The following is a 26,186-nucleotide window of genomic DNA, read 5'->3' on the forward strand; positions in this document are numbered from 1 at the left end:
AGTCCCGCAGGCGCGGCGAGTCGTCGAGCCGGAAGAAATCGTTCGTCATATCGGGCTTTGTTCGCAAGCCGTCTTCTTCAGGGGAAGTGAACCCATGCGCAGCGTCAGACCTCAGAGCCGCCGAAGATTCCTGCCGGGCGCTCTGGCCGCCGTGGCCGCCGCCTCGCTCCTGGCGGCCGTCGTCGGCCCGGCGGCCCCCGCCCGGGCGGCGGAGATCACCGACGGCCTGGCTCTCTGGTACAAACTCGACGCCTCCTCGGGCACCGTGGCGGTGGACGCCTCGGGCAACGGCCGGAACGGCACCGTCAACGGCACTGCGGGCTGGTCGGGTGCCGGCGAAGGGCTCTCGTTCAACGGCTCCGACACCTACATCAAGGTCCCGGACAACATCATGAGCGGCATGAACTCGATCACCGTCTCGATGGACGTGCAGATCGACGCCGCCCAGGCCACGCCGTACTTCCTCTACGGCTTCGGCAACACCAGCAACGGCGCCGGCAACGGGTATCTGTTCGCCACCGGCAACTCGCTGCGGACCGCCATCGCCTCCGGGGGCTTCTCCACCGAGCAGAACACCCAGGCCTCCGCCGCGCTGCCGCGGTCGGTATGGAAGCACGTCACCTACACCCAGACCGGCACGACGGGCGTCCTCTACCAGGACGGCGTGGAGGTGGCCCGCAACACGTCGCTCACCCTCACCCCCGGCTCCATCGGGTCCGGCATCACCACGGCCAACTCCATCGGCAAGTCGCTCTACAGCGGTGACAAGTTCTTCAAGGGCAAGATGCGCGACTTCCGGGTCTACAACCGCGCGCTGACTCCCGGCGAGGTCCTCGATGTCAGCGGGAACACCACGGGCATCGCCGCGGCCACCCACCCCTCGCTGAAGATCGCGGCCGTCATCGACGACGCCAACAGCAAGATCACACTGCCGGTGAAGGAGGGCACGGACCTCACCGCGCTCGCCCCGCAGTTCACCCTCGCCCAGGGCGCCTCGATCAGCCCGGCCTCCGGCACGCCGCGCGACTTCACCGCGCCCGTGACGTACGAGGTGACCGGCTCCGACGGCCAGAAGCGCACCTGGACCGTGTCGGCGCTCATCATGAGGAGCCCCGTCCTGCCGGGGCTGACCGCCGACCCGAACATCGTCCGGTTCGGCGACACCTACTACCTCTACCCGACCACCGATGGCTTCGCGGGATGGAGCGGTACGCAGTTCAAGGCCTACTCGTCCAAGGACCTCGTCCACTGGACGGACCACGGCGTCATCCTCGACCTCGGACCCGACGTCAGTTGGGCCGACGCCCGGGCCTGGGCCCCGACGATGACCGCGAAGAACGGGAAGTACTACTTCTACTACTCCGCCGACACGAACATCGGCGTCGCGGTATCCGACTCGCCCACCGGCCCGTTCACGGACCCGCTCGGCAAGCCGCTGATCGCCCGCGGCGCCTTCACCGGCCAGATGATCGACCCGGCGGTGTTCACCGACGACGACGGCCAGTCGTATCTCTACTGGGGCAACGGCCGGGCGTACGTCGTCCCGCTGGGCGACGACATGGTCTCCTTCGACGCCTCGAAGGTCACCGACATCACCACCAGCGGCTTCCGAGAGGGCTCCTTCGTCGTCAAGCGCAAGGGCACCTACTACTTCACGTGGTCGGAGAACGACACCCGGGACGAGAACTACCGGGTCGCCTACGCCACCGGTCCCTCGCCCACCGGTCCCTGGACCACGAGGGGCGTGATCCTGGAGAAGGACCTCTCCCTCGGCATCAAGGGCACCGGCCACCACTCCGTGGTGCAGGTACCGGGCACCGACGACTGGTACATCGCCTACCACCGCTTCGCCATCCCCGGCGGCGACGGCACCCACCGCGAAACCACCATCGACAAAATGGAGTTCGACTCCGACGGCCTGATCAAGAAAGTCGTCCCCACCCTGAGCAGCATCACCCCGGTCTCCGGCGGCACCACCCTGCCGGTGAACACCACCCGCTCACTCCAGTCCGTCAACTTCCCCGGCCGCTACGCCACCGTCCGCACCGACAGCCTCGGCTACCTCGACCCGGTGACCTCCACCAGCACCGCCGCGGTCAAGCAGAGCGCCACCTTCACCGTCATCCCCGGCCTGGCCGACTCCAACTGCTACTCGTTCCGCGACTCCTCCGGCCGCTACCTGCGCCACAAGGACTTCCGGATCCGCTTCGACGCGAGCAACGGCACAGTGCTCTTCAACAAGGACGCCACCTACTGCGCCCGGCCGGGTTCGGCCACCGGCTCGGTCAGCCTGGAGTCCTACAACTACCCCGGCCGCTACCTCCGCCACTACAACTACGAACTGCGCGTCGACGCCTACCAGGACAACGCCACCTTCCGCGCCGACAGTTCCTTCACGGCGGTCAGCTCCTGGGCCTGATCGCCTCCCTCGCTCACAGGTGACCCGCACGGCCTTGCCCGTCGGGTCACCTGGCTTGCGTGCCGTCGCCCCGGCGGGCCGGAGCCTGCTGCATGAGCGAGGCCCGGCCGAAGTCGCGGAGTGAACGCGCATCGTGCGGCTGCTCGCTGCCGCCGCCGACGGCGCGTACGACCGGACGCCGGCGCCTTCGTCCAGGACGAGCCGGCGGCCGACGCCGAACGGGGCGCGCCCGGCAGCCGGCAGACGAGCAGTGCCTCCAGGAGGAGAACGCCGAAGCCGCCCGCTGCGCCGTCCTCATCCCGCTGTGCTGCGCAGTGGGGAAGGCGTCGGCATCCCAGTCGGCGAGTCATCCGGCAACCCTGACGTCCGAGCATGATCCTCCTTGTGAAGGAATCGAGGGAGCGCGTGTCCGAACCGGGGTGTAGCGGGCTGCACCCGGGCGGTCAGTCATTGCTCGGCCGCCGTCTCACGCGCTCGTGCCCCGACTCCATGGGCGGCGGCAGCCAGTCCCACGACCGTCACCGCCACCCACAGCGGGTGTCCCACCAGCCAGGTCTGGACGCTCTCGAAGGGGTCGGTGGAGGTCAAGGCCGCGCGTTCGAGCATCCAGGACACCGACAAGACCAGGCCGATGACCGCCACGGCGGTGCGGAAGGCAGGGTAGAAGCGCGTGCGGGCCAGAACCAGCAGGGACGGCATCAGCAGGACCACGACCAGGAGTTGGGTCAGTTCGATGCCCAGGTTGAAGCCCAGACGGTACGAGCAGTCCCGTTCCTCACCGTGGCAGAAGTCGACGGCTCCTGGATCTCGCCCGTTCAGGTAGTGGCAGTGACGGGCGACGGCTTGATGCCGTCGACGCCAGCGTGACCAGTGAAGCCCGGGTCCGGGCCGCGGTAGCCGGCCTGCTGGGAGAAACAGGCACGCTGACCAGGACGTCGGTGTAGGACCGGTTGGCGATGACGATGTACGCCAGGGCGTGCGCGGTCTCGCCGATCCCCCGCATCACCTCCGCGTCCGGCGCCGCGGGTAGGAACAGTTCGAGGAGCCCGATGGCGTCCCCGCGGTTGGTCACCGGGGCGACGATCCGCACCAGCGCGTCCTCACCCTCGTCCTCCACGCTCGGCCGCCGGGTGCGGATCACATCGTCGTACAGCGTGCCTCGCAGCGGGATGCGCCGGGCGGGTTCATCGGTGTCGACGCTGCGCGCCGCCCCCAGCCGTACGACCGAGCCGCCGGTGAAGTCGGTGATGAGGAACGACACCGCCGCAGCCCCGAGGTGCTCCTTGAGCATGCGCGCGACCACGTCGAGTGACTCCACGGGCGCCGCGGCCTCCGCCGCCGGTGTCCCCGACAAGGTCATCGCCCTGCCGCGGCCACGCCCGTTCTCCAAAGTGCGACTGGGCGGCCCACCGTCTCCGTCAGGCTCGCATACGGTCACCGTGACTCTTTGGCCTCGCCGGCGCTCAGGGATTCTCTCCCGGCGGCGCGAGGGGGCGGCGCCAAAAGCTCGGTGCCGCCCCGGCTTCCCAGGGTTGCTGCCGACTCCTGTGCTCGGCTGCGATGCCAGCGAGACCGCGAGCGGAACCGGGGACCGTGCTGCCCGGCCGTGGCTCAGGCGTCGATGATGACGGGGATGATGAGGGGCTTGCGGCGGTGGGTGCGAAACGCCCAGTTGCCCACGGCGCGGGCAACGAGCTGTTCGAGTTGACGGGCGTCCCCGACGCCTTCCTCGGCAGCGGTGGCCAACGTCTTCTCGATGACGGGGATCACCGGCTCGAAGGTGGTCTCGTCGTGGACGAAGCCGCGGGCCAGGAAGTCGGGAGCCTCGGCCAGGGCGCCGGTGTCCGCGTCGACGATCGCCACCACCGTGACCACGCCTTCCTCGGCGAGGGTGAGGCGGTCCTTGAGGGACGCTTCGGTGGCGCCGCCGACTTCCATGCCGTCCACGTAGACGTTGCCGGCGGGGACCTTGCCGGTGATGGAGGCGCGGCCGTCGACGAGGTCGACGACGACACCGTCCTCGGCGATGACGACCCGGTCGGGGTCGATGCCGGTACGGATGGCGAGGTCGCCGTTGGCCCGCAGGTGGCGCCATTCGCCGTGCACGGGCATGACGTTGCGGGGTTTGACGATGTTGTAGCAGTAGACGAGTTCGCCGGCGCTGGCGTGCCCGGAGACGTGCACCTTGGCGTTGCCCTTGTGGACCACGTGGGCGCCCCACCGGGTAAGCCCGTTGATCACCCGGTAGATGGCGTTCTCGTTGCCGGGGATGAGGGAGCTGGCGAGCAGGACGGTGTCGCCCTTGCCGATGCGGATCTGGTGGTCGCGGGTGGCCATCCGTGACAGCGCGGCCATCGGTTCGCCCTGGGAGCCGGTGCAGATCAGAGTGATCTTGTGGTCCGGGAGCTTCTCCAGCTCCTTCGTGCTCACGACCAGACCGGAGGGGACCTTCAAATAGCCCAGGTCTCGGGCGATGCCCATGTTGCGGACCATCGAGCGGCCGACGAAGGCGACCTTGCGGCCGTGCTGGTGGGCGGCGTCGAGGACCTGCTGGATGCGGTGCACATGGCTGGCGAAGCTGGAGACGATGACCCGGCGCGGCGCGGTGCGCATCACCTGCTCGATGGCCGGGTTCAGCTCGCGCTCGGAGGTGGTGAAGCCAGGTACTTCGGCGTTGGTGGAGTCGGTGAGGAAGAGGTCCACGCCCTCCTCGCCCAGCCGGGCGAAGGCACGCAGATCGGTGATGCGGTCGTCGAGGGGGAACTGGTCCATTTTGAAGTCGCCGGTGTGCAGCACCATCCCGGCGCGGGTGCGGATCGCGACCGCGAGGCTGTCCGGGATGGAGTGGTTGACCGCGACGAACTCGCAGTCGAAGGGCCCGAAGGTACGCCGGTCGCCCTCCCGTACCCGCACCGTGCGGGGCCGGATGCCGTGTTCCTTGAGCTTGGCCTCCAGGAACGCCAGCGTCAGCTTGGAGCCGACGACGGGGATGTCGCGCCGCTCGCGCAGCAGGTACGGCACGCCGCCGATGTGGTCCTCGTGGCCGTGGGTGAGTACCACGGCGACGATGTCGTCCAGCCGGTCCCGGATCGAGGTGAAGTCCGGCAGGATGACGTCCACGCCGGGCTGGGTCTCCTCCGGGAACAGCACGCCGCAGTCGACGATGAGCAGCTTGCCCGCGTGCTCGAAGACGGTCATGTTGCGGCCGATCTCACCCAGGCCGCCCAGGGCGATGACCCGCAACCCTCCTTCGGGAAGAGGCGGGGCGGCTTTCAGTTCGGGGTGTGGATGACTCATACCTTGAACGTTACCCGGAGAGCGGGAGGGGTTGATCGTTGCCTGCGTGATCTCTTCTTCTCGACGGAGCGGGGCGTCCGCAGTGGTCGCCCCGGGACGATCGGATCACGCCGGTGGACGGCACGGGCGTGCCCTCATGGCGCTGAAGCATCGAGGTCGAACGCGCTCCGTCAGCTCGGAGCATGCCCTTGTCGGGGCGTGTCGGCTGTACGGTCACCGGCCTGGGCGGTGAGAACGGGTGCCTGCGCCGTCTCACGTCGAAGTGCGCGGGTGATGGCGCGCGCCTCGATGCCCGCCTGGCGAAGGACACCCGTGAGGGGATTGGTGTATCCGGCGAAGTACAAGTGCGGGGCTTCGGGATGGGTCTGTGCCCCTACGACGAGGGGTTGCCCGGCTTCGTCGAGTACGCCCAGGGACCCGACCAGGTCGTGGAGGTCGGGCCGGTAGCCGGTGGCCGCGATGACCGCGTCGGGTCGCAGTCGGGTGCCGTCGGCCAGTAACACGTCGGGGCCGTCGAACGCCTGGACGGCCGCGACCGGCTCGACCCGCCCGGACCGGACGGCGTCCACGAAGCCGTGGTCGAGCACCGGGTTGACGCCTTCGCGGGCGTGGCGGGTGTACAGGCCTGTGCGGGGCCGTGGCAGTCCCCGCGAGGTCAGGTCGGGCACCGCGAGACGTTGCGTGAGCAGGGAGGTGCGGTCGCGCCACGCGAGCGGGAGGACCTCCGTCAGCCGGCCGACCGCATGCCATCGGGCGCTGGAGCGGGGCAGGATGTTGGGTGGGGTACGGACCGCGATCCGTACCCGATCGGTTCCGGCCCCGGCCAGGACGCTCGCGATCTCGGTACCGCTGTTGCCGGCGCCGACCACCAGGACGTGCTGCCCGCGGTAGGGGACCGGAGAGCGGTAGTGGGCCGAGTGCAGCAGCGTGCCGGTGAAGGTCGAACGCCCGGGCCAATGGGGGAGGTTCGGGGTATGACAGCGGCCGGTGGCCACCACGACCGCGCCAGTGGGCACGGGACCGTCCGGGGTGTGGACCAGCCACTGTGCTCCCGAACCGGGCTCGGCCCGTTCGATGCGTTGCACAGGGGTGCTCACCCGGACGTCGAGTCGGTGATGGGCGGCGTAGTCCTTCAGGTATCGCACATAGTCGTCCCGCCTCACCCATGGGCCCGCCCGGCGGGGCACCGGCAGGCCGGGGAGTTTCGACGCGCCGGGGGTGGTGTGCAGACTCAGATGGTCATACCGCTGCGTCCAGTTCGCTCCCACCAGGTCCGCCCGTTCCAGGATCACGGTCGCCACGCCGGCGCGGCGAAGTAGCGCGGCAGCCGCGAGGCCGTGGGGACCGGCTCCGATCACGATCGTGGACACGTGGAAGTCTGGCTGTGGTGTCGGGGGCATCGCCTTCTACAACGGCAGATGGCGCCTCACGTCACGCCCTGCTGGGAGGCATAAAGCCTGTGGAGTGGCGATGCTGATGCGGTGGCTGCCGTTACACCACAGGTAAGGACTCGTTGAACCGCGCAGCAGTGCGCATCGAGCGCAGCTGACCGGCCAGGACCCGGATGAGGCAGGTAGGTGTTGGTCTGCCGGTGGCGGCCCTCTGCGAGCCGATGCGTTACGCCTGTCCGATCTTACGAGGGGCTTATGTGTAGATGGTAATGACACGCCACCGGCCACGGCTGCGGATCAGCCGAGTCTGCAAGAAGTACGGCGGCAGACAGGTCCTGCGCGACGTCGACCTCGATGTGCCCGCCGGGACGCTGGTAGGAGTCGTCGGTGAGAACGGGGCGGGCAAGAGCACTCTGCTGCAGATCGCCGTAGGACACCTCGCACCCGACCGAGGAACGGTGACACGGGCCGGGTCAGTGGGGTACTGCCCGCAACGAGCGGTGCTGAACGATGCGTTCACCGTCGGTCAGCATCTGCGGTTGTTCCAGATGGCCTACCGGCTGCCGACGCTGGAGCGCGTCGACGAGCTGATGGAACTACTGGCACTGACCGGCTGCCGACGACAGCAGGTCGGCGAGCTCAGTGGCGGAACGCGACAGAAGCTGAACCTGCTGATCGCTCTCATGCACGATCCGCAGTTGCTGGTCCTGGACGAGCCCTACCAGGGCTTTGACTGGGACACCCATCAGCGGTTCTGGACCCTGGCCGCCCATCTGCGTGATCAGGGTCGTTCGATCATCGTGGTGTCGCACCTGCTGCACGAACTGCACCACTTCGACGCGATCGCTCATCTGCGCCAAGGGCGTCTGCACTTCGAGGAGATCGACCGTTGAGGCTCTCCTGGACGGCATTCACCGAACTGCTGCGCTGCACTCTGCTGGGCCATCTGCGCAACCGGCTGGCCTTGGCACTGGCGGTGGCGTTCATCCCGCTCTGGATCGCCGTGGCACGCCTGTGCACCTCCGACGCACTGGTGCGCATCTGGCTGGCCGCCATCAGCGCCTCCGCCTCCGCCCCGGCCAGTCAGGTGGGTCAGGTGGCCAGCGCGCTGGGCGCCGTCACCATGGTCGCCGGCTTCATCACCTTCACGGAGACCTTTCAGTCCCGGCAGATGGACCGCCGTCTGCTGCTGGCCGGTTACCCTCGGCTTCCGATGCTCCTGGCCAAACTTGCTGCCGTCGCCCTCACCGCCGCCCTGCTGGCCTTCTACACCACGATCCTGCTGTGGATCTCCCTGCCCGTGCGCCACGCAGGCGCCCTGGGACTGGCCCTTGCAGGCGCGGGCCTCGCCTACGGCGGGATCGGTCTTCTGCTCGGCTCTCTGGTCCACGGCGAGTTGGAGGGCTTCTTCCTCATCATCATGCTCAGCCTGGTCGACACCGGACTGCAGAACCCCGTCTTCAACACACTCATGAATGTGGCAGGCGTGTCCGCGCTTCCTCTGTACGGCGTGAACCAGCTGGCGCTGAGCTCAGCCCTCACCCCGCACATTCCCTGGTCCCACGGCCTGCTCTCCCTCACCTGGTCCGCAGCGACCGGCGCCCTGGCGCTGCTCGTCCTCCACACCCATCGCCCTTCCCGCTCCCCGTGGTCTCACCGGACGCGAGTCCAGGCAGGGTGATCGCGGTGAGGACGGTCTTCCTCCCGGACGTTGGCTGTTGGCCCACGGACTGCGGGCTAGTCCCTTGCCGGGGGGGGGCAAGGGACATATCGCCATGTAATCGAGGAAGTGGCCGTGTGCCTTGGCAGCCCGGGGTGACGGACATGGCTGAGTGGCTGGGGGAACGCGACTCCAGGATCACCCATCACTGCCGCGCCGGCCTCGAACAGGGCCGGGTGAGGCGGTGGCGGAGTTGGTCGCCCTGACCTGTCGTAGGACGAGCACCAGTTGTTCCGCGTCGAGAGCACCGGCAGGGAGAGGGGCCGACTCAAGGCCGGCGCCGTGCTCGACGGGTGAACGCGCCGCCGGGCCGCCGGGGCGAGCCTGCCGGGTCTGCACGGTCGGCACGACCCGGCAGGCGACGCCGAGTTGACGGTCACGCCCTGGGGGCGGCTCGTCAGTGGCGCACCTTCACCTTGCTGAGGGCGGCCACCCCGAGCGCGGCCACGGCGATCTGGATCAGCCATTCGATCCAGTCGACGCCCTTGGTGTCGGCGCCATCGAGCCCTGCCGCGATGCCCGTGCCGATGAAGGCGGCGATGATGCCGATCAGGATCGTCCACAGCATGCCGATGTGCTGGCGCCCGGGGACCACAGTCGGCCGAGGACACCGATCACGATGCCGATGACAATCGCGCTGATCACGCCTGAGATCTCCATGCGGTGTCACCCCATCTGTAGTTGGTGACGCCCGAGTGCCCGCCGAACGGGGGCACACCGCCGACGGAATCGCACGGTCCGCCGTCGCCGTATTCGCGTCGGCCCGGTCGTGGACTGAGCCCGTCGGTGACCACGGCCGGGTGGACGCTCGCCCTCCTCGCCGTCGTCACCGTGGGCTTCGGCCGCTGTGTGCCGGTGAGTTGGGCTGTGCGCCGGGCATCCGGGGCGAACAGCGGGGAGCGGGCCCGTGAGCGGCGGCTCCACCCGGACCGGTAGACCCTGCCGGAGCACCGAGTGCAACTCGCGGTTCAGTTGCGCGAGTTGCCGAACAGGAGGCGGTAGCCGATCAGCAGCACCAGGGAGCCGCCGATCGCCGCGCCCCAGGTGTAGAGGTCGAAGAAGTGGCCCTCCACCGGGCGGTCGAGGAGACGCGCGGAGAGCCAGCCGCCGACGAACGCTCCCGCGACCCCGATGAGGGTGGTGCCGATCAGGCCGCCCGGGTCGCGGCCGGGCAGCAGGATCTTGGCGATGGCTCCGGCGAGCAGACCCAGAATGATCCAGCCGATGATGCCCACGTGGTAGTCCTCCAGTCGCGTCCGGCCGGGCGAGATCCACCGGGGCCTTGACGCTTGAGTTGCCTGATTGCGCAAGCTTATGGATCGGCGCCAGGGAGGAAAGAGGCTTGTGGGGTGCTGGTGACAAGTCGTCGATGTTCTTTCACATGCTTATTACATTGCGCAAGCGATGAAGTGGAGGTGTTCGTGTGGGCCACGCCCAGGGCCCTTACACTGAGAGAGCACACGTGCGTCGACAGTGACCGGGGCGGGGCAGGGGGAGGGGACCGTGGCGACACTCGCCGGTGGCTTCGAGGATCCGTTGGCCGAGGTGCTGACCGAGGCGGCCGCGGTGTTCGGACTCCTCGCCTCCTCCGCCCGGCTGCACATCATGTGGGCGCTGTCCCAGGGCGAGAGCGACGTCACCCACCTCGCCGACCGGGTCGGCGGCGCGCTCCCCGCGGTCAGCCAGCACCTCGCCAAGCTGAAGCTCGCGGGGCTGGTGCGGTCCCGCCGCGAGGGCCGTAGGCAGGTCTATTACGTCGACGACCCCGACATCGTGACCGTGGTCCGTGTCATGGTCGGCCAACTCACCGCCCGTACCGGACCGCTCGGGGCTCACAGCACCGCCTCACGCGGCTCTTAGTCCGCCTCCTGTACGAAGGGTGCGGGAGAGGGGGCGAGGCATGGAAGATGCCCGGGTATCGAGGCGCCGGCGCTGGATCCCGGTGGTGGTCCTCGCTCTCGCGCTGTACGTCATCGTGCGCGCGGCGAACACCTCGCAGGGTGATTCCTCGGCTCCGGCCCCGACGGACACCCCCACACCGACCCCGACGGCAGACGCGACCACGCGTTCGGCCCCGCCTTCGGTCGCTTCGTCGGCGGGGCCTTCGGCCTCCACGAAAACCTCTTCGCCGTACGACCCCGCCGACTACGCCTCCCAGGTCCGCAGCCGTGCCCGGCAGACCGGTGTCGACGTCCGGCTGCTGATGGCGATCCTCTACAACGAGGCGTACAAACCGCACGCCCCGTCCCTGGAGCGGGCCTGGCAGAAGCTCAAGCCGGACGCGGCCTTCGGTATCGCCAACATGCACCGCGCCACGTTCGACGAGGTCAAGAAGGGCCGGGAGTTCGCGCACCGCAGCTGGGAGGAGCTGCCCGACGACCGGGACCTCGCCATCGAGGCCGAGGCCTGGTACCTGCACGACCTGGCGGCCGCCCTGCCCGCCACCTGGTCCGCCCCGTACAGCGAGGACGAGCTGCTGGCCCTCGGCTACAACACCGGCGCGGGCAACATGCTCGCCTTCGCGCGCGGCGTCACCCCCGGCAGCCAGGCCCAGTCCTACCTCGACAAACTGCGTGCCAACTGGGCGAAGGCGGCAAGATCCGTGGGCGAAGGCTGAGGTGCCTGGGAGGTTGCCGCTTTCCGCCATGAGATCTCTCACCCGTGAAATGCGACGGTGTCCGTGCTGGCCGGGCCAGGGGTTTGTTAGATTGCGCAACTACGCAACCTAGGCGAGTTTCCCGCTCCGCCTGTTTTACACCGCCGCGCACGCCCGGCCGCCCACTCCATGGCCCGGCCTGAGGGGCCCGACCGTTTCGTGGGAGTGGTAGATGAGCGACCGGTGGGACAGCCCGGGCGGTCAGGCCACGCGCAGCCGCACCGGCCGGGTGCCGGGGCAGCGGGAGGACGAGGCCGGCGCGCCACCTCTGCCCGGCGGCCGTGCCGCGGCCCGGGAGGCGGCCCGCTCGCAGGGCGGCAAGCGGTCGCGTCGCCGGGCTCGTCCGGTACGGCGCGGTAGGCGGGTGCTGAAGATCGTCGGAATGTGTCTGGCGATCCTCGTCCTGGGCACGGCCGGGGTCGGCTGGTGGTTCTACCAGCACCTCAACGGCAACATCAACAGCGTCTCGCTCGACGGCAAGGGCGGCTCGGAGAAGGCCGACGCGTTCGGTCGTACCCCGATCAACATCCTGGTCATGGGCTCGGACGGCCGGACCAGCAAGGCGGACTGCAAGCTGGGCGGCGGCTGCTCCCAGACCGGGGTGCAGAGCGGCAACGGCAACGCGGACGTGCAGATGGTGGTGCACATATCCGCCGACCGTTCCAACGCCACCGTCATGAGCATCCCCCGCGACACCATGGTCAACGTCCCGGCCTGCAAGGACAGTGGGGGCGGCCAGTCCACGTCCGGCTACTACGGCCAGATCAACACCGCCCTCCGGTACGGTCCCGCCTGCCAGGTGGCCACCATCCACCAGCTCACCGGCATCCCCATCGACCACTTCGTCAAGCTCGACTTCTCCAGCGTGGTCAAGATGTCCGACGCGGTCGGCGGTGTCTCCGTGTGCGTCAACAACAACGTTTACGACACCTACTCGCACCTGAAACTGTCCCGGGGCGACCACACCCTCAAGGGCGAGGCGGCCCTGGAGTTCGTCCGCTCCCGGCACGGTTTCGGGGACGGCAGCGACCTCGGTCGTACGGTCTCCCAGCACATCTTCCTCAGCGCGATGATCCGGAAGTTCAAGAGCGCGGGCACGCTCACCGACCCCACCGCGGTCTACGCCCTCGCCGACGCCGCGACCAAGGCGCTCACCGTGGACGACGGTCTCGGCAGCGTCAAGAAGCTGATCGGGCTCGCGGCCGACGTGAACAAGGTCCCCACCAAGCGGATGACCTTCACCACGATGCAGACCGCCGCCGATCCGAACGACACGAACCGGGTGGTGGTGGGCGCGGGGGCCAAGGCCCTCTTCTCAAGCATCGCCGACGACCAGTCCCTGACCACCGGCTCCGGCAAGAAGTCCGTGGCGGCCGCCGCGACGGCCACGGCCACGGCGGTACCGGCCTCCAAGATCGCCGTGACCGTCGAGAACGGCACCGAGATCACCGGTCGCGCCTCCGACATCGCCAACGCGCTCACCGGCCAGGGTTTCAGCTCCGCCACGACCACCGCCAACGCGCCGAGCCCCGCGACGACCACCACCCTCACCTACGGCACCGGCCAGAAGGCCGAGGCCCAGACGGCGGCCAAGGCGCTCGGACTGCCCACCTCGCACGTCAAGGAGGGCACCGGAACCGGCCTGACGCTGGTGATCGGCGGGGATTGGACGAGCGGCAGCACGTTTCCGGGCGGTTCGTCCTCCCCGGCGCCCACCGACACCAAAGCCGCGGTGTCCAACGCCCACGCGCAGACCGCCGACGAGGCCAAGAAGTGCGCCGAGGTCAGCCCCTACAAGACGGTCTCCCTCAAAGGGGTGCCGATGACACCGGCACAGGCGTACGCGGAGGCGACCGACAAGAAGGACTCCGACGAGTGAGGCCGGGACCGGGCCCGTGGTTGTACAGTTGCGCAAGCTGGCAACAATGAGCGTCGAGAAGGGACGTGCGGCATGCTGCGCAACGGACTGGAGCCCTGGCACCTGCTGATCGTGGCGATCATGATCATCGTGCTGTTCGGCTCGAAGAAGCTGCCCGAGGCCGCCCGCGGGCTCGGCAAGTCGATGCGCATCCTCAAGAGCGAGGCCAAGGCCATGAAGGAGGACGGCACCGCACAGAGCACCGCCGCCCCGGCCGCCCCCGCCGAGCAGACCGCACAGGCCGTCCAGGCCGCGCCCGGAGAGTCGGCGGCAGCGCAGCGGACGGCCGAGGCCAACCCGGCTCACTGAGCTCCGGTACGCCGTCTGACCCGCCGTCGGCCAGGCCCGTGAGGGCGGATGCGCCCGAGCCGGAACACGCGAACGCCGACTCCTCCCGCGCTCCGCGGTCGTGATCGGGGAGGCGGCGAACGGTGTCGGTGGGGGCCACTAAGCTCCCGCCCATGAGTGAGTCAGACGAGGGCCCCGGCAGACGAGTCGTCGACGGGCGCTTCGAGTTGGAGGCCCGTCTCGGCGGCGGCGGGATGGGCACGGTCTGGCGGGCCAGGGACCTGGTGCTGCACAGGATGGTCGCGGTCAAGGAGGTCCGCCCGCCCGACCGGGACCTCGCCGAGTACGACCCCGACGGCGCGCGGATGCTGCGGGAACGGGTGCTGCGCGAGGCACGGGCCCTGGCCCGGATCGACCATCCCAACGTCGTGACCATCCACCACATAGTCGACGGCGGCGAGGGCACCTACCCCTGGATCGTCATGGAGCTGGTCAGCGGCGGCTCGCTCGCCGACCGGCTCGCCCAGGGGCCGATGCCGCCGGCCGAGGCGGCACGAATCGGCCGAGGTGTGCTGGCCGCGCTGGCCGCCGCGCACGACGCCGGCATCCAGCACCGGGACGTCAAGCCCGCCAACGTCCTGCTGAGATCCGACGGGCGCCCCGTGCTCACCGACTTCGGTATCGCCGCGATCCGTGAGACGACCAGCCTCACCGCCACCGGATCCATCATCGGCACCCCCGACTTCATGGCACCGGAGCGGATCTCCGGCCACGAGGGCGGAGCCGCCTCCGACCTGTGGTCGCTCGCGATGATGCTGTACACCGCCGTGGAGGGACACCACCCGCTGCGCCGCGGCAGCACCCTCGCCACCCTCGCCGCGGTCCTCAACGAGAGCGTGCCGCCACCGGTGCGGTCCGGTGCCCTGGGCGACGTACTCATGAGCGTGCTCGTACGGGATCCGGCGGCGCGGCCGTCGTCCGCCGTGCTGGACCGGTGGCTGGCCGAGATCGAGTCGGGGCGGGGCGGACCGGGGACCGCGTGGCATCAGCCCACGACTCCTTTCGTCGGTGCCCCCGCCGGAACGGGCCAGCCGGTGACCTCACCCGTCCGGGCGGGCCGCGGGAACCGGCCCCGACCGGGCTTCCTGCTCGGCGTCGCGGGAACCTCCGTCGCGAGCGCCATGATCCTGATGTGGTGGCTGCTGCCCTCCGGGGGAGACTCGGGCGGTTCGGGCGGCACCACGGGCGCCGGCGCCTCGTCCTTCGCCTCCTCGGCCCCGGAGTCGACCGGCTCGCCGGCCGCGGCCCCGGCAGCCCGGCAGTCGAAGGACACGACGGGCACGACGGCCACGACCCTGCTCACCCCCGACGGCATCCGCACCGCCATCAAGGCGTTGCAGCAGGAGAGCGGCCGGGACAGGTTCGGCGACTTCACCGTCTACGACGACTTCGCGTCGGCCGAAATGATGGTCAACGGGAGCGACAGCAAGTACGACACCTACACCTACCGCCTGGGGACGGGCGTGGAGAAGGGCATCATCAAGGGAACCCTGTCCGGCGGCGACCAGCCCTTCGACCTCGACGGCTTCGACTGGAACAAGGTGCCCAGGCTCCTCGACGAGGCCCGCAAGAAACTCAACGTCGATAACCCGAACACCCGTTACGTGCTGGTGAGACAGCCCAATGACACGTTCGACACCCCCCTCGGCATGGCCGTCTACCTGAGCAACGAGTACAGCCAGTCGGGCTATATGGACGCGACCCCCAAGGGCAAGGTGACCCGCGTGATGCCCGCGGAGAACTGAGGGCCCCTACGACCTCGAGGCGCCGCGGCGGGTCCGTTCAGAGGCGGATGACGACGAGAGCGGTGTCGTCGGAGTTGCCGGTGGGCGGGAGCAGGTCCGTCAGGAGTGCGTCGGCCAGGTCCTCGGGGCCGGCGTGGCGGTGGCGGGTGAGCGCGTCGGTGAGACGGGCCAGACCGGCGTCGATGTCCTCGGTGCGGCGCTCGATCAGACCGTCGGTGTAGAGGACCAGCGTGGCGCCCTCGTCGAAGGGCGAGACCGCCTCCGGACGGGTGGCGTGTTCGGGGCTGGCGCCGAGCGGCGGGTCGGTGGCCCGGTCCAGGAAGGACACCGTGCCGTCCGGGTGCAGCAGGGCGGGCGGCAGGTGGCCGGCGCTGCTGTAGGTGAGGGTGCGGTCGTCCCAGTCGATGAAGGCCGTGGCCGCCGTGGTCGACTCGGCGCCGTCCACGGAGCGGGCGTACAGCCCGAGCGCCTCCAGTGCCCGCGCCGGGCCGTCGGCGACGCGGGCGGCGGCGCTCAGCGCGCTGCGCAGCTGGCCCATGACACAGGCGGCCGCCAGACCGTGCCCCACGACGTCACCGACGGCGACGGCGAGCCGGTCGCCCGGCAGGTCGACCAGGTCGTACCAGTCACCGCACACGTTGAGGGCGCCCACGGCGGGCCGGTAGCGGACGGCGGCCTGATGGCGGCCCACGGGCCTGGGGGCGGGCAGCATGGCCTCCTGAAGAGCCAGGGCGACCTCGCGTTCGCGGGCGTGGGCCTTGCGCAGGCGTTCGTTCACCTCCTGGAGTTCCCTCGCCCGGGTGTACAGCTCGGCCTCCAGCACGCGGGCCCGGCCGCCTTCGCCCAGTCCGCCGTGGGCGCGGATGAGCTCGGTGACCTCCTCCACCCGGTGCACGATGAGGGTCACCTTCCCGTCGGTGCCGAGGACGGGGGCGTTGACCGGGCTCCAGAAGTGTTCCTGCCAGTGGCCCACACGCTGGGGGTCCTCGATGTCGTAGCGGACCACCGCCATGGTGTCGCGCTCGCCGGTGGTCACCGCGCGCAGCATCGATTCCCGTGTCTCCCGCATCCCGGCCGCGGCCGGGTCATGGGGGTTCTCGGGGAAGACGTCGAAGATGTAGCGGCCCAGCAGCTGCTCACGGGCGCGACCGGTGAGGCGTACGAAGTCGTCGTTGACGTCGACGTACACCAGTTCGGGCGTCAGTAGCGCCACCATGCCGGGCAGGGCCCGGAATACCGCCGCGTAGTCGATCTGCGGATTCCTCATGTGCAGCCTGCCTCGACACGAGCCATCATGATGTGATTTTCCACGATAGAGGGGATCGTGCCGACATCTGGACAGCTACCGTCATCACGCGGCAGCGAACGACCTGGCTCGGATTCGTCATGGGCGCGGCCCCTGCGGCCGATCGCCCGAGTCCCGGAAGGACCACTCGTATGCGTTACGCAGTCCTCGGTACCGGCATCGTCGGCCGGACGATCGCCGGCAAGCTCGCCTCCCTCGGTCACGACGTCGTCATCGGCACCCGCGATCCGGAGTCCACTCTCGCCCGTACCGAACCCGACGGCATGGGCAATCCGCCGTTCGCCCAGTGGCACGCCGACCACGGCCAGGTGCGTCTGGAGACCTTCGAGGCGGCCGCGGCGTTCGGCGAGACGGTCGTCAACACCACGGCGGGCGGGCAGAGCCTCACCGCACTGCTGTCGGCGGGCGCAGCCAACCTGAGCGGCAAGATCCTGATCGATGTCGCCAACCCGCTGGACTTCTCCGCCGGGATGCCGCCGACGCTGGACCCGGTCAACACCGACAGCCTCGGCGAACGCATCCAGCGCGCATTCCCCGAGGCCAAGGTCGTCAAGACCCTCAACACCATGAACTGTTTCGTCATGGTGGATCCGTCCCGGGTGCCGGGGGAGCACACCGTGTTCGTCAGCGGCGACGACACCGGCGCCAAGAAGTCCGTCACCGCGCTGCTCGGCTCCTTCGGGTGGCCCGAGGCGAGCGTCATCGACCTGGGCGACATCACCAGCGCCCGCGGCGTGGAGATGCTCCTGCCGATCTGGCTGCGCCTGTACGGCACGCTCGGCCACGGCGACTTCAACTTCCATGTCCAGGGCGCCCGGCACGGCGGCTGATCCGGCGACCACGAAGTCAGCGGGGAGGAGAGGTCATGAGCGAGCAGTCCACCGATCTGCGCGAGACCGTCCGCCAACGGTACGCGGCGGCGGCCGCCCAGGTCACCGAAGGAGGCAACGCCGGTTGCGGGCCCGAACCGGTCGAGGCCGACGAGAACTTCGGCTCGACCCTGTACGGCGCGGACGAGCGCGACACGCTGCCCGCCGAGGCCGTCGCCGCCTCCCTCGGCTGCGGCAACCCGACCGCCGTGGCCGAACTGCGCGAGGGCGAACGGGTCCTCGATCTCGGGTCCGGCGGCGGCATCGACGTCCTGCTCTCCGCCCGCCGCGTCGGACCGACGGGCAGGGCGTACGGGCTGGACATGACCGAGGAGATGCTCGCCCTCGCCGTGGCCAACGCGGCGAAGGCGGGCGCCACCAACGTGGAGTTCCTCAAGGGCACCATCGAGGCGATCCCGCTGCCCGCGAACACGGTCGACGTCGTGATCTCGAACTGTGTGATCAACCTGTCCGTCGACAAGCCCGCCGTCTTCGCGGAGACCTTCCGCGTGCTCAGGCCCGGCGGCCGCATCGGGGTCTCCGACGTCGTCGCCGACGACGCCCTCACCGCCGCACAGCGGGCACGACGCGGGGACGACGTCGGCTGCATCGCGGGAGCCCTGTCCTTCGCCGAGTACCGCGCGGGCCTGGAAGCCGCGGGCTTCACCGGCGTCGAGATCGTCCCCACCCACCCGGTCGCCGACGGCCTGCACTCGGCCATAGTCCGCGCCACCAAGCCCACCGCGGACCGGGACGGTACGGTCGGCGAGGCCACGACCTGACGCGGACGTCGCCCCGTGCGGCCGGGCGGGCACCGTGGCTCCGGCGGGGGAGGCGGGGCCGTCTTGCGGAACAGGTGCTCGATGTGGCCGTGCACCGTCCGTGGTGAGTTGCCCGGCGCCGGGCGGCCCCCCGGAATCCTCACGGCCGCTGTCAGGCTGATCAGGAAACGTCCGCGCGGGGGAGGACGGGAGGGTTCTTCCGCATGCGGACGGCGACGAAGAACGGCGTCCGGTGGGTCTTGAGGTAGCGGCTCTCGTCCACGCGGGGGCCGCCTCCGTGGCCCGTGGCTCCACGAACCGCTCCAGGGCGAACCCGGCGTCGAGGAGTTCGCCCAGGAAGGTCTGCATCGTCATACGGCGGTACGAGTGCGTCGTGCCGCTGTCTCCGAACCGCGTCTCGACACGGTCCTCGTCGAAGTAGGAGCCACCGTGCCAGACCCAGTCGGCGGTCGGGTGAAGCGTGGAGACCAGCAGGGTCCCGCCGGGACGCAGGACGCGGTGGACTTCAGCCAGCAGCTCCCGACGGGCCTCCAGGTGATGGTGGACCAGGGCTGCCAGGACCGCCAGGTCGAACGAGTCGTGGGCAGGAAGCCGAGGGGTTCCTCCAGGTCGTGGTGGTGCAGGGTGACGGCGTCGTCGTCGCCCACGCGATCACGGGCATGGCGCAACAGGGTCGCGCTGCCCTCGACGCCGACCACCTCGGCCGTGCCCCTGGCCCGCAGTTCCGTGATGTAGTGCCCGGCGCCGCAGCCGATGTCGAGGACGCGCAGCCCGGTGACCTCACCGGCCAGGGCGAACATGGCGGGCCGGTCGGTGTGGGCGTTGGAGGGGCCGTCTGTCGCGTTGTCGGCGAAGTGGTCGCCGAGGGCGCCTTCGTAGGCGGTGTTGATGCGCATCACGGCATGCTGCCGACGGGCTCAGGCAGGAACAACGGGCGAGGGGGCGGGGTCAGGGTCCCCGGTCAGCCGCAGGGTCGCGAAGGCCGCCAGTCCTGCCGTGAGGCCGAAGGTGAGGGCTGCGGGAACGCCGCCGCCGAGCGGGGAGAGCATGTGCACGGGACCCCACACGGCGGCGGTGTCGTCGATCGCCATGTGCAGGACCTGGCTCGCGAACAGGCCCAGCACGGTCGCGCAGACCGTTCCCACCGCTATCGCCGGCGCGGTGGTCCGGGTGAGCAGCCCGGGCAGCAGGCGCAGCGACCACCACACCACCGCCAGCAGGAGCACGTCGGCGGCCCGGTACAGCAACCACCGGCCGGGCGACGCGGTCGCCGGGCCGCTCCAGGCGCCGAGCAGGAGCCACTGACGCAGCAGGTCACCGGGCTCGGACAGGATGCCCGCGCCGCTGAACGTCGTCTGGATCCGGGCCGCCACCGAGTCGTACGACAGAACCACCAGCGACAGCGCGACCACCGCCGTTCCGACGCTCGCGGACAGGCGCGCGGCACCCGGGGGCACACTGCGCCGGGGGAGCGGGTCCGCGCCCTTGGCGGTGACACGCGCCACGACCACCGTGAGCAGGGCGGTCACCAGGCCCGCGAACACCGCGACCGGCCCGCTCGACGCGATGACCCCCGCCAGCTGCGGCAGGACCCGGTAGCCGCCGCGCCCCCGGGACGCGATCAACCAGGGCGCGGAGACCGTCACGGCCGAGGTCGCGGCCACCGGCGCCCAGGCCCACAGCGCGAGCAGCGTGGCCGGCGTACGGCCCTGCACGGGCGGGATCCTGCGGAGCAGGAGCAGTGCGCCGGCCAGGAAGAACGCGAAGAGGGCCACGAACCTGATCTGCATCCCGGTGCTGTACAGATCGGCGTACCGGGTGCCCTGGGCCGTGGCCGCGGCCCCGTCGGAGCCGAGGGCCGCCGAGGAGTCGTACGACCAGGGTGTGAGCCAGCGGCGGAGTTCGTTCACCGAGTCCACGTCGAACACGCTTGTGCTGCCGCGCAGTTGGAGTGCCTGCGCGCTCGCTCCCGCCCACCACAACAACAGGGTGATCAGCAGCCCGCCGACCAGGGCGGGTATCACCGCGCGCCGATAAGCCATGTGTCGTCCCCCGCCTTGGCCGTGTCCGTGGGTATTTCGAACAGAGGAAGAGTAGGCGCGAAGATCACGTGCGGCATGCGCGGGGTCGGCTCTCCAGCCGCTCCTAATTCGCTTGCAGGCGCGCGTCACACGGGTCAACGTCGGCTGACCCACGACGAAAGCAGGAGAAGTTGACCACGCAGACCGACCCCGTCGACCACGAACTCGTCCAGGCCGCGGCGCACGTCGCCCGCACGCGGTGCCGGGGCGACAACCACACCATGGCGGCCGCTGCCCGAGTCCGGGACGGCCGGATCGTCACCGCCGTGAACGCCTACCACTTCACGGGAGGCCCCTGCGCCGAACTGGTCCTCATCGGCGCGGCGGCCGCCCAGGGCGCCTACGAGCTGGACACGATCGTCGCCGTGGGAGACCGCGACCGCGGGGTCGTACCCCCGTGCGGCCGCTGCCGGCAGGTCCTGCTCGACTACTTCCCCGACATCGCGGTCATCGTCGGCACGGACGCCGGCACCCGGACCGTGCGCATCACCGACCTGCTGCCCGAGAGCTACGTCTGGTCCGATCACCAGCTCGACGCCGAGTGAAACAGGCCGACCGGATCGGTGAGAGCCTGGCATGGTCATCGACGGCGGCCGGCCCGGAACAAGGAGCGACAACCATGCGGTACCGCACACTCGGCAGTTCGGACCTGAGCGTCTCGGAGATCTCACTCGGATCCTGGCTCACCTACTCCGGCGGCGTCGAGGCGCACGCGACCCGCGCCTGCACCGAGGCGGCGTTCGACGCGGGCATCAACTTCTTCGACACCGCCAACGCCTACGGCCGGGGGGCCGCGGAGACGGCCTGGGGCGAGATCCTCTCCGCCCACCCCCGGGACTCCTACATCCTGGCCACCAAGGTCTACTTTCCGATGTCGGATGACCCGGCCGACCAGGGACTGTCCCCCGCCCACATCGCCCAGCAGATCGACGCCTCCCTCAGCCGCCTGAAGACCGACCACGTCGACCTCTACCAGGCGCACCGCTTCGACTCCACCGTGCCGATCGAGGACACCGTCGAGGCCTTCCAGAAAGTCGTCGAACAGGGCAAGGCCCGCTACATCGGCTTCAGCGAGTGGACCCCGGAGCAGATCCAGGCGGCGATCGACCTCGCCGGCCCCGAACTGTTCGTCTCCTCCCAGCCGCAGTACTCCATGCTGTGGCAGGCCCCCGAGGCCGAGGTGTTCGGTCTGTGCGCGGCCAACGGCATCTCGCAGATCGTGTGGTCGCCGCTGGCCCAGGGCGTGCTCACCGGCAAGTACAAGCCGGGGCAGCCGGTGCCGGAGGGCAGCCGGTTCGCCTCCGCCGACATGGCGGTCTCGAAGGACCTGGTCTACAACGACGCCATCCTCGAAGCGGTCCAGCGCCTCGTGCCCATCGCCGAGGAAGCGGGGCTGAGCATGCCCACCCTGGCGCTCGCCTGGGTCCTGCGCCGCGGCGAGGTCGCCTCCGCGATCACCGGCGCCTCCCGGCCCGACCAGGTCCACGCCAACGCGGCCGCCTCCGGCGTGGAACTCTCCGACGACCTGCTCGCCGCCGTCGACCGGGCCCTCGGCGACGTCCCCGTCACCGAACCGACCCTCGCCCCGGGCGCCGAGGCCGGCGTCAAGCACCGCTGAACCGGCGCGGGACGGACACCGGCAATACGGACTCGTGTGATTGACGCCCCCGCGCCCCCTGCCTACCGTCGCCCCAACACGTCTGAAGAGGCAGGTCGACGATGACGGACTCCTCGGGATCCCCCGACAACAGATCCGCCGACAACGGATCCACCAGCAGCAGATCCACCGCCCGGCAGCTCCAGGTGGAGACGCACGGGCTGGACGTGATCGGTGACGCCGAACGCAAGGGCACCCCGCGGACGCTGTTCTGGCCGTGGTTCGGCGCCAACGTGTCCGTCCTCGGCCTGAGTTACGGCTCGTTCGTGCTCGGCTTCGGGATCTCCTTCTGGCAGGCGCTGGTCGCCGGCGTGATCGGGATCGTCTTCTCGTTCCTGCTGTGCGGGTTCGTCGCGGTCGCCGGCAAGCGGGGCTCCGCCCCGACGATGGTGCTCAGCCGCGCCGCCTACGGAGTGCGCGGCAACCGCCTCCCGTCGGTCGTCTCCTGGGTGCTGACCGTCGGCTGGGAGACCGTGCTGTGCGCCCTCGCCACCCTGGCCACGGCGACCGTCTTCGGACGGCTCGGCTGGGGCGGGGGCACCGGGACCCAGGTGATCGCCCTGGTCGTGGTCGCGGGCCTCACGGTCGTCGGCGGGGTGATGGGCTTCGACCTGATCATGCGGCTCCAGACCGTGATCACCGTGGTGACGGGCGTACTGACCGTCGTCTACGTCGGGCTGGTCGCCGACCACATCCACTGGAGCACCGTCAGCGCCCTTCCGGCGGGCTCCGCTCAGGACTTCATCGGCGCACTGGTCTTCATGATGACCGGCTTCGGCCTCGGCTGGGTCAACGCCGCCGCCGACTACTCCCGCTATCTGCCCCGGACCTCGTCGAGCCGGGGCGTGGTCGGCTGGACCACCTTCGGCGCTTCCGTGGCCCCGCTGCTCCTGCTGGTCTTCGGACTGCTGCTGGCCGGATCGTCCACCAAGCTCAGCGACGCCGTTGCCGCCGACCCGATCGGCGCGCTCACCACCCTCCTGCCCACCTGGTTCCTGGTGCCCTTCGCCGTCGTCGCGGTCCTCGGCCTGGTCGGCGGCGCGGTCCTCGACATCTACTCCTCCGGCCTCGCCCTGCTCTCGGCGGGCCTGAAGATCCCGCGCCCGCTGGCGGCCCTCGTCGACGGCGTCCTGATGATCGCTGGCTCGATCTACATCGTGTTCTTCGCCGACGACTTCCTCGGCCAGTTCATGGGCTTCCTCACCACCCTCGGCGTCCCCATCGCCGCCTGGTGCGGCATCATGCTCGCCGACCTCTGCCTGCGCCGCCGTGACTACGACGACGCCGACCTCTACCGCCCGAGCGGCCGCTACGGTGACGTACCGCCCACCCCGCTGATCCTGACGCTCCTCGCCACCGCCCTCGGCTGGGGCCTGGTCACCAACTCGGCCGCCAGCTGGCTGGACTGGCAGGGCTATCTCCTCGACCCGTTCGGCCTGGGCGGCACGTCCGGCGCCTGGGCTTACGCCAACCTCGGCGTGCTGGCCGCGCTCGCGGTCGGCTTCCTCGGCACCCTGGCCCTCGGCCGCGGGCGGGTCCGCGCACAGGAGGGCGTCGTATGACGACGGGGCTGCTCGCCGCCATCGACATGCAGCGCGTCTTCGCCGAGCCCGACAGCCCCTGGGCCGCCCCTCGTTACGCCGAGGCGGCGGCAGGCGTACGACGACTGCTGCCGGCCTTCGCCGAACGGGTCACGTTCACCCGCTTCGTCGCCCCCGCCGAGCCGACCGGCGCATGGCGGGCCTACTACGCGCGGTGGTCCTTCGCCCTGCAGCCGCCGCACGCCCCGCTGTGGCGCCTCACCGACGACTTCGCGGACCGGGCGCCGCACATCATGGACGCCACCACCTTCGGCAAGTGGACCCCCGAACTCGCCGCCCGTGTCGGCCCCGAGGGCCGTCTGGTCCTGGCCGGTGTCAGTACCGACTGCTGCGTTCTGTCCACCGCCCTCGCCGCCGCCGACGCGGGCGTCGAGACCTTGGTGGTGTCCGACGCCTGCGCCGGGGCCGACGACGACTCGCACGCCAGGGCGCTGGACGTGATGGCGGCGTACGGACCGCTGATCCGGATCGTCACCGTGGATCAACTGATCCCAACCTGACGGCACTTGGCGATATCCGGTCGGTACCGGACGGCACTCGGCCGTGTTGAATCACTCGTAGCGCAGCACGGAAGGACAGCCCCACCTGTCAGGAGGCACCGTGACAGCCGCTCCCCGACCCGGCCCCACCGAGCGGGAGATCATCGAACGGGCCGTGGCCCTCAGACCCGCGCTGCTCGCCCGCCAGGCGGAGACCGAGCGGCTCACGCACTACCCCGAGGCCACCCACGACGACTTCCTGCGGGCGGGGTTCTACCGGATCCTCCAGCCGCGCCGCTACGGCGGCCACGAGTTCGGCCTGCCCGTCTTCTACCGCGTGGTCGTCGAGATCGCCCGCGGCTGCCCCTCCACCGGCTGGGCCCTGTCCCTGACCGCCGCCCATGTGCTCCAGGCCCGCACGGTCTTCGACGAGAAGGCCCAGGACGAACTCTTCGGCACGGACGGCGACTTCCGGGCCGCCTCCACCGCCGCGCCGGTGGGCGTCGCCCAGCCCGACGGCCCCGACCACGTCCTCCTCGACGGCACCTGGCCCTACTCCTCGGGCGCCCCCTACTCCACGCACTACCTCGGCCAGACCCTGCGCGCCCCCGAGAAGCCCGGCGACCCGCCCGGCCCGCCCGTCCTGTTCGTCGCCCCGCGCTCGGTGTGGACGGTCCTCGACGACTGGCGCGGCTCCCTCGGTCTGCGCGGCACCGGATCCAACAGCATCCGCATGGCACAGGCCCGTGTCCCCGCACACTTCACGCGCGAGACGAGCCTGCTGGACCTGCCGGTGGAAGGCGGCAGCATCGGCTCCGAGCTGCACGGCAACCCGATGTACGCGGGACGCGCGCCCAGCTTCTTCCACGGCGAGCTGGCCGCGGTCATGATCGGCACCGCGTACGCCGCCGCCGACGAGTACGCCCGGATCGTCGCCGCCCGCCCCCTGCTCCTGGAACCCGAGCGCACCCGCGCGGACCTGCCCGACTACCAGCGCCACCTCGGCGAGGCCCTCGGCATGGTCCACCTGGCCGAGGCGGCCCTCAGGCAGAGTGCCGAGGACTGGATGGAGGCCTGCCGCCGCAACGTGAGCGGCGAGGCACCCTTCACCGCGGCCGAGGACAACCGGCTCGCCCTGACGTTCCTCAACGCCGGTCGCATGGCCTGGGACGTCCTCCAGGGCATCCTGTTCCGCACGGCCGGCTCCCGCCACGCGCGCGACGGCGAACGGATGCAGCGCTACTTTCGGGACGCGGCCACGTACTGGACCCATGTCGGACCCGGCATGTACGAGCCCCTCGTGCGGCGGGTCGGATGCGACACCCTCGGTCTGCCCTCGGAGCACATCGCGCTGATTCCCTGACGTCCCGCACGCATGCTCTCGGCACCCTCGGGTACGCGAGCAGCACCGCGCCCTGGGCGATCATGCCCGCGGGCGGGGCCGCACGACCGCCGCTACCAGGGGATCTGCCATGGACACACCTGCCAATGACCACAGCGCCACACCGGCCCAGCAGGCACTGGACGCGCTGACGCAGAACACCGAGGACGCGACGGCGCTGGACACGCTCGCGACCAGTGACGTGCTCATCCCGGTGCCCGACGACGCCGCGGACGAGGACACGACCGTGGCGCTGCCCGTGCTGGAGCAGCAGGACGGCGCTCCCGTGGTGCCCGTGTTCACCTCGGAGACGGAGATGGCCGAACTGCTTCCGTTCGTCTCCCGCTACCGTCTGGTGCCGCTGGGCGCGCTCGCCGCGCAGTGGCCGGACGGCGACCTCTCGCTGTCGATCGACGCCAGCTCCACGCACCCGCTGACGCTCACGTCCGAGGGCGTGCGCACGCTGCTGGCGCGGCCCCAGGGCTGAGCCGCACGCCGGCCCCACACAGTGGGGCCCGGCCACCACGTGCGACAAA

At 70.3% G+C, this 26,186-nt stretch carries 23 protein-coding genes and 3 pseudogenes; 17 read left to right on the forward strand and 9 right to left on the reverse strand.

All coding sequences use genetic code 11. The features are described from left to right. Nucleotides 1-130: 130 nt before the first annotated feature. A pseudogene (locus tag ACZ39I_RS19275) lies at nt 131-2,419 on the forward strand (family 43 glycosylhydrolase); the annotation flags it as partial. A 447-nt stretch (nt 2,420-2,866) separates the two neighbouring features. Here the strand turns inward: ACZ39I_RS19275 and ACZ39I_RS19280 are convergent. The 4 genes from ACZ39I_RS19280 to ACZ39I_RS19295 all read right to left on the reverse strand — a co-directional run bounded on the left by ACZ39I_RS19280 (nt 2,867) and on the right by ACZ39I_RS19295 (nt 7,086). Then, nucleotides 2,867-3,130 carry a hypothetical protein gene (locus ACZ39I_RS19280; protein WP_467245546.1) on the reverse strand — a complete coding sequence of 88 codons (264 nt, stop codon included), beginning with the start codon at nt 3,128-3,130 and terminating at the stop codon, nt 2,867-2,869. 64 nt (nt 3,131-3,194) lie between these two features. Beyond that, complete coding sequence (locus tag ACZ39I_RS19285) at nt 3,195-3,737, reverse strand: hypothetical protein (protein WP_467245548.1); 543 nt, start codon at nt 3,735-3,737, stop codon at nt 3,195-3,197. A 293-nt stretch (nt 3,738-4,030) separates the two neighbouring features. Then, the gene (locus ACZ39I_RS19290) at nt 4,031-5,716 is read right to left on the reverse strand and encodes a ribonuclease J (RefSeq protein WP_352386281.1); all 1,686 of its coding nucleotides are present in this window, start codon (nt 5,714-5,716) and stop codon (nt 4,031-4,033) included. 170 nt (nt 5,717-5,886) lie between these two features. After that, on the reverse strand, nt 5,887-7,086 hold the full coding sequence (locus ACZ39I_RS19295) for a flavin-containing monooxygenase (RefSeq protein ID WP_467245549.1): 1,200 nt from the start codon (nt 7,084-7,086) through the stop codon (nt 5,887-5,889). Nucleotides 7,087-7,376: 290 nt separating this feature from the next. Between ACZ39I_RS19295 and ACZ39I_RS19300 the strand changes: the two genes are divergently transcribed. Together ACZ39I_RS19300 and ACZ39I_RS19305 are read left to right on the forward strand one after the other, a co-directional pair. After that, nucleotides 7,377-8,000 (forward strand): ABC transporter ATP-binding protein, encoded by a 624-nt coding sequence (locus ACZ39I_RS19300; RefSeq protein ID WP_467245708.1) that lies wholly within the window; start codon nt 7,377-7,379, stop codon nt 7,998-8,000. Next, entirely contained in the window at nt 7,997-8,788 is a 792-nt protein-coding gene (locus ACZ39I_RS19305; RefSeq protein ID WP_467245550.1) for a hypothetical protein, read from the forward strand. Before ACZ39I_RS19300 ends, ACZ39I_RS19305 begins: the two co-directional genes overlap by 4 nt. A 436-nt stretch (nt 8,789-9,224) precedes the next feature. Here ACZ39I_RS19305 and ACZ39I_RS19310 read toward each other — a convergent pair. Further along, nucleotides 9,225-9,487, reverse strand: a pseudogene (locus tag ACZ39I_RS19310) (GlsB/YeaQ/YmgE family stress response membrane protein). Nucleotides 9,488-9,613: 126 nt separating this feature from the next. On the opposite strand from ACZ39I_RS19310, the gene ACZ39I_RS19315 reads away from it, so the two are divergent. Continuing rightward, the gene (locus ACZ39I_RS19315; RefSeq protein ID WP_467245551.1) at nt 9,614-9,763 is read left to right on the forward strand and encodes a hypothetical protein; all 150 of its coding nucleotides are present in this window, start codon (nt 9,614-9,616) and stop codon (nt 9,761-9,763) included. Nucleotides 9,764-9,795: 32 nt separating this feature from the next. Here the strand turns inward: ACZ39I_RS19315 and ACZ39I_RS19320 are convergent, their stop codons facing one another. Then, nucleotides 9,796-10,062: a GlsB/YeaQ/YmgE family stress response membrane protein gene (locus ACZ39I_RS19320; RefSeq protein ID WP_467245552.1), complete on the reverse strand. Its 267-nt coding sequence runs from the start codon at nt 10,060-10,062 to the stop codon at nt 9,796-9,798. A 268-nt stretch (nt 10,063-10,330) separates the two neighbouring features. Here ACZ39I_RS19320 and ACZ39I_RS19325 point away from each other — a divergent pair, with 268 nt between their 5' ends. The 5 genes from ACZ39I_RS19325 (at nt 10,331) to ACZ39I_RS19345 (ending at nt 15,494) form a co-directional block, all read left to right on the forward strand. Continuing rightward, on the forward strand, nt 10,331-10,687 hold the full coding sequence (locus ACZ39I_RS19325; protein ID WP_467245553.1) for an ArsR/SmtB family transcription factor: 357 nt from the start codon (nt 10,331-10,333) through the stop codon (nt 10,685-10,687). A gap of 40 nt (nt 10,688-10,727) precedes the next feature. Then, nucleotides 10,728-11,444 (forward strand): transglycosylase SLT domain-containing protein, encoded by a 717-nt coding sequence (locus ACZ39I_RS19330; RefSeq protein WP_467245554.1) that lies wholly within the window; start codon nt 10,728-10,730, stop codon nt 11,442-11,444. Nucleotides 11,445-11,655: 211 nt separating this feature from the next. Next, entirely contained in the window at nt 11,656-13,362 is a 1,707-nt protein-coding gene (locus ACZ39I_RS19335) for an LCP family protein (RefSeq protein ID WP_467245555.1), read from the forward strand. A 72-nt stretch (nt 13,363-13,434) separates the two neighbouring features. Beyond that, nucleotides 13,435-13,710 (forward strand): Sec-independent protein translocase subunit TatA, encoded by a 276-nt coding sequence (gene tatA, locus ACZ39I_RS19340; RefSeq protein WP_467245556.1) that lies wholly within the window; start codon nt 13,435-13,437, stop codon nt 13,708-13,710. Nucleotides 13,711-13,862: 152 nt separating this feature from the next. Next, nucleotides 13,863-15,494: a serine/threonine-protein kinase gene (locus ACZ39I_RS19345; RefSeq protein WP_467245557.1), complete on the forward strand. Its 1,632-nt coding sequence runs from the start codon at nt 13,863-13,865 to the stop codon at nt 15,492-15,494. A gap of 37 nt (nt 15,495-15,531) precedes the next feature. On the opposite strand, the gene ACZ39I_RS19350 is transcribed toward ACZ39I_RS19345, so the two are convergent. Continuing rightward, nucleotides 15,532-16,761 (reverse strand): PP2C family protein-serine/threonine phosphatase, encoded by a 1,230-nt coding sequence (locus tag ACZ39I_RS19350; protein WP_467245558.1) that lies wholly within the window; start codon nt 16,759-16,761, stop codon nt 15,532-15,534. Between the two features lie 170 nt (nt 16,762-16,931). On the opposite strand from ACZ39I_RS19350, the gene ACZ39I_RS19355 reads away from it, so the two are divergent. Continuing rightward, entirely contained in the window at nt 16,932-17,630 is a 699-nt protein-coding gene (locus ACZ39I_RS19355) for an NADPH-dependent F420 reductase (protein WP_467245559.1), read from the forward strand. A gap of 35 nt (nt 17,631-17,665) precedes the next feature. Continuing rightward, nucleotides 17,666-18,451 carry an arsenite methyltransferase gene (arsM, locus tag ACZ39I_RS19360; protein ID WP_467245560.1) on the forward strand — a complete coding sequence of 262 codons (786 nt, stop codon included), beginning with the start codon at nt 17,666-17,668 and terminating at the stop codon, nt 18,449-18,451. 653 nt (nt 18,452-19,104) lie between these two features. Here the strand turns inward: arsM and ACZ39I_RS19365 are convergent. Both ACZ39I_RS19365 and ACZ39I_RS19370 read right to left on the reverse strand, forming a co-directional pair. Beyond that, nucleotides 19,105-19,347 (reverse strand): annotated as a pseudogene (locus tag ACZ39I_RS19365) (class I SAM-dependent methyltransferase); the annotation flags it as partial. Between the two features lie 21 nt (nt 19,348-19,368). Then, nucleotides 19,369-20,493 (reverse strand): hypothetical protein, encoded by a 1,125-nt coding sequence (locus ACZ39I_RS19370; protein WP_467245561.1) that lies wholly within the window; start codon nt 20,491-20,493, stop codon nt 19,369-19,371. A 170-nt stretch (nt 20,494-20,663) separates the two neighbouring features. On the opposite strand from ACZ39I_RS19370, the gene ACZ39I_RS19375 reads away from it, so the two are divergent. From ACZ39I_RS19375 to ACZ39I_RS19400, 6 genes are all read left to right on the forward strand, one after another. After that, nucleotides 20,664-21,077, forward strand: a complete 414-nt coding sequence (locus tag ACZ39I_RS19375) for a cytidine deaminase family protein (RefSeq protein ID WP_467245562.1) — start codon at nt 20,664-20,666, stop codon at nt 21,075-21,077. Nucleotides 21,078-21,151: 74 nt separating this feature from the next. Next, nucleotides 21,152-22,150, forward strand: a complete 999-nt coding sequence (locus ACZ39I_RS19380; protein WP_467245564.1) for an aldo/keto reductase family protein — start codon at nt 21,152-21,154, stop codon at nt 22,148-22,150. Nucleotides 22,151-22,251: 101 nt separating this feature from the next. Continuing rightward, on the forward strand, nt 22,252-23,751 hold the full coding sequence (locus ACZ39I_RS19385; protein ID WP_467245565.1) for a purine-cytosine permease family protein: 1,500 nt from the start codon (nt 22,252-22,254) through the stop codon (nt 23,749-23,751). Then, nucleotides 23,748-24,290: a cysteine hydrolase family protein gene (locus tag ACZ39I_RS19390; RefSeq protein ID WP_467245566.1), complete on the forward strand. Its 543-nt coding sequence runs from the start codon at nt 23,748-23,750 to the stop codon at nt 24,288-24,290. Before ACZ39I_RS19385 ends, ACZ39I_RS19390 begins: the two co-directional genes overlap by 4 nt. Nucleotides 24,291-24,390: 100 nt before the next feature. After that, nucleotides 24,391-25,632, forward strand: a complete 1,242-nt coding sequence (locus ACZ39I_RS19395; protein ID WP_467245567.1) for an acyl-CoA dehydrogenase family protein — start codon at nt 24,391-24,393, stop codon at nt 25,630-25,632. A gap of 109 nt (nt 25,633-25,741) precedes the next feature. Further along, a complete protein-coding gene (locus ACZ39I_RS19400) occupies nt 25,742-26,137 on the forward strand; it encodes an SseB family protein (RefSeq protein ID WP_467245568.1) in 396 nt (131 codons plus the stop codon). The last annotated feature ends 49 nt before the right edge of the window (nt 26,138-26,186 follow it).

It is taken from the genome of Streptomyces sp. NPDC024687, assembly GCF_055559055.1.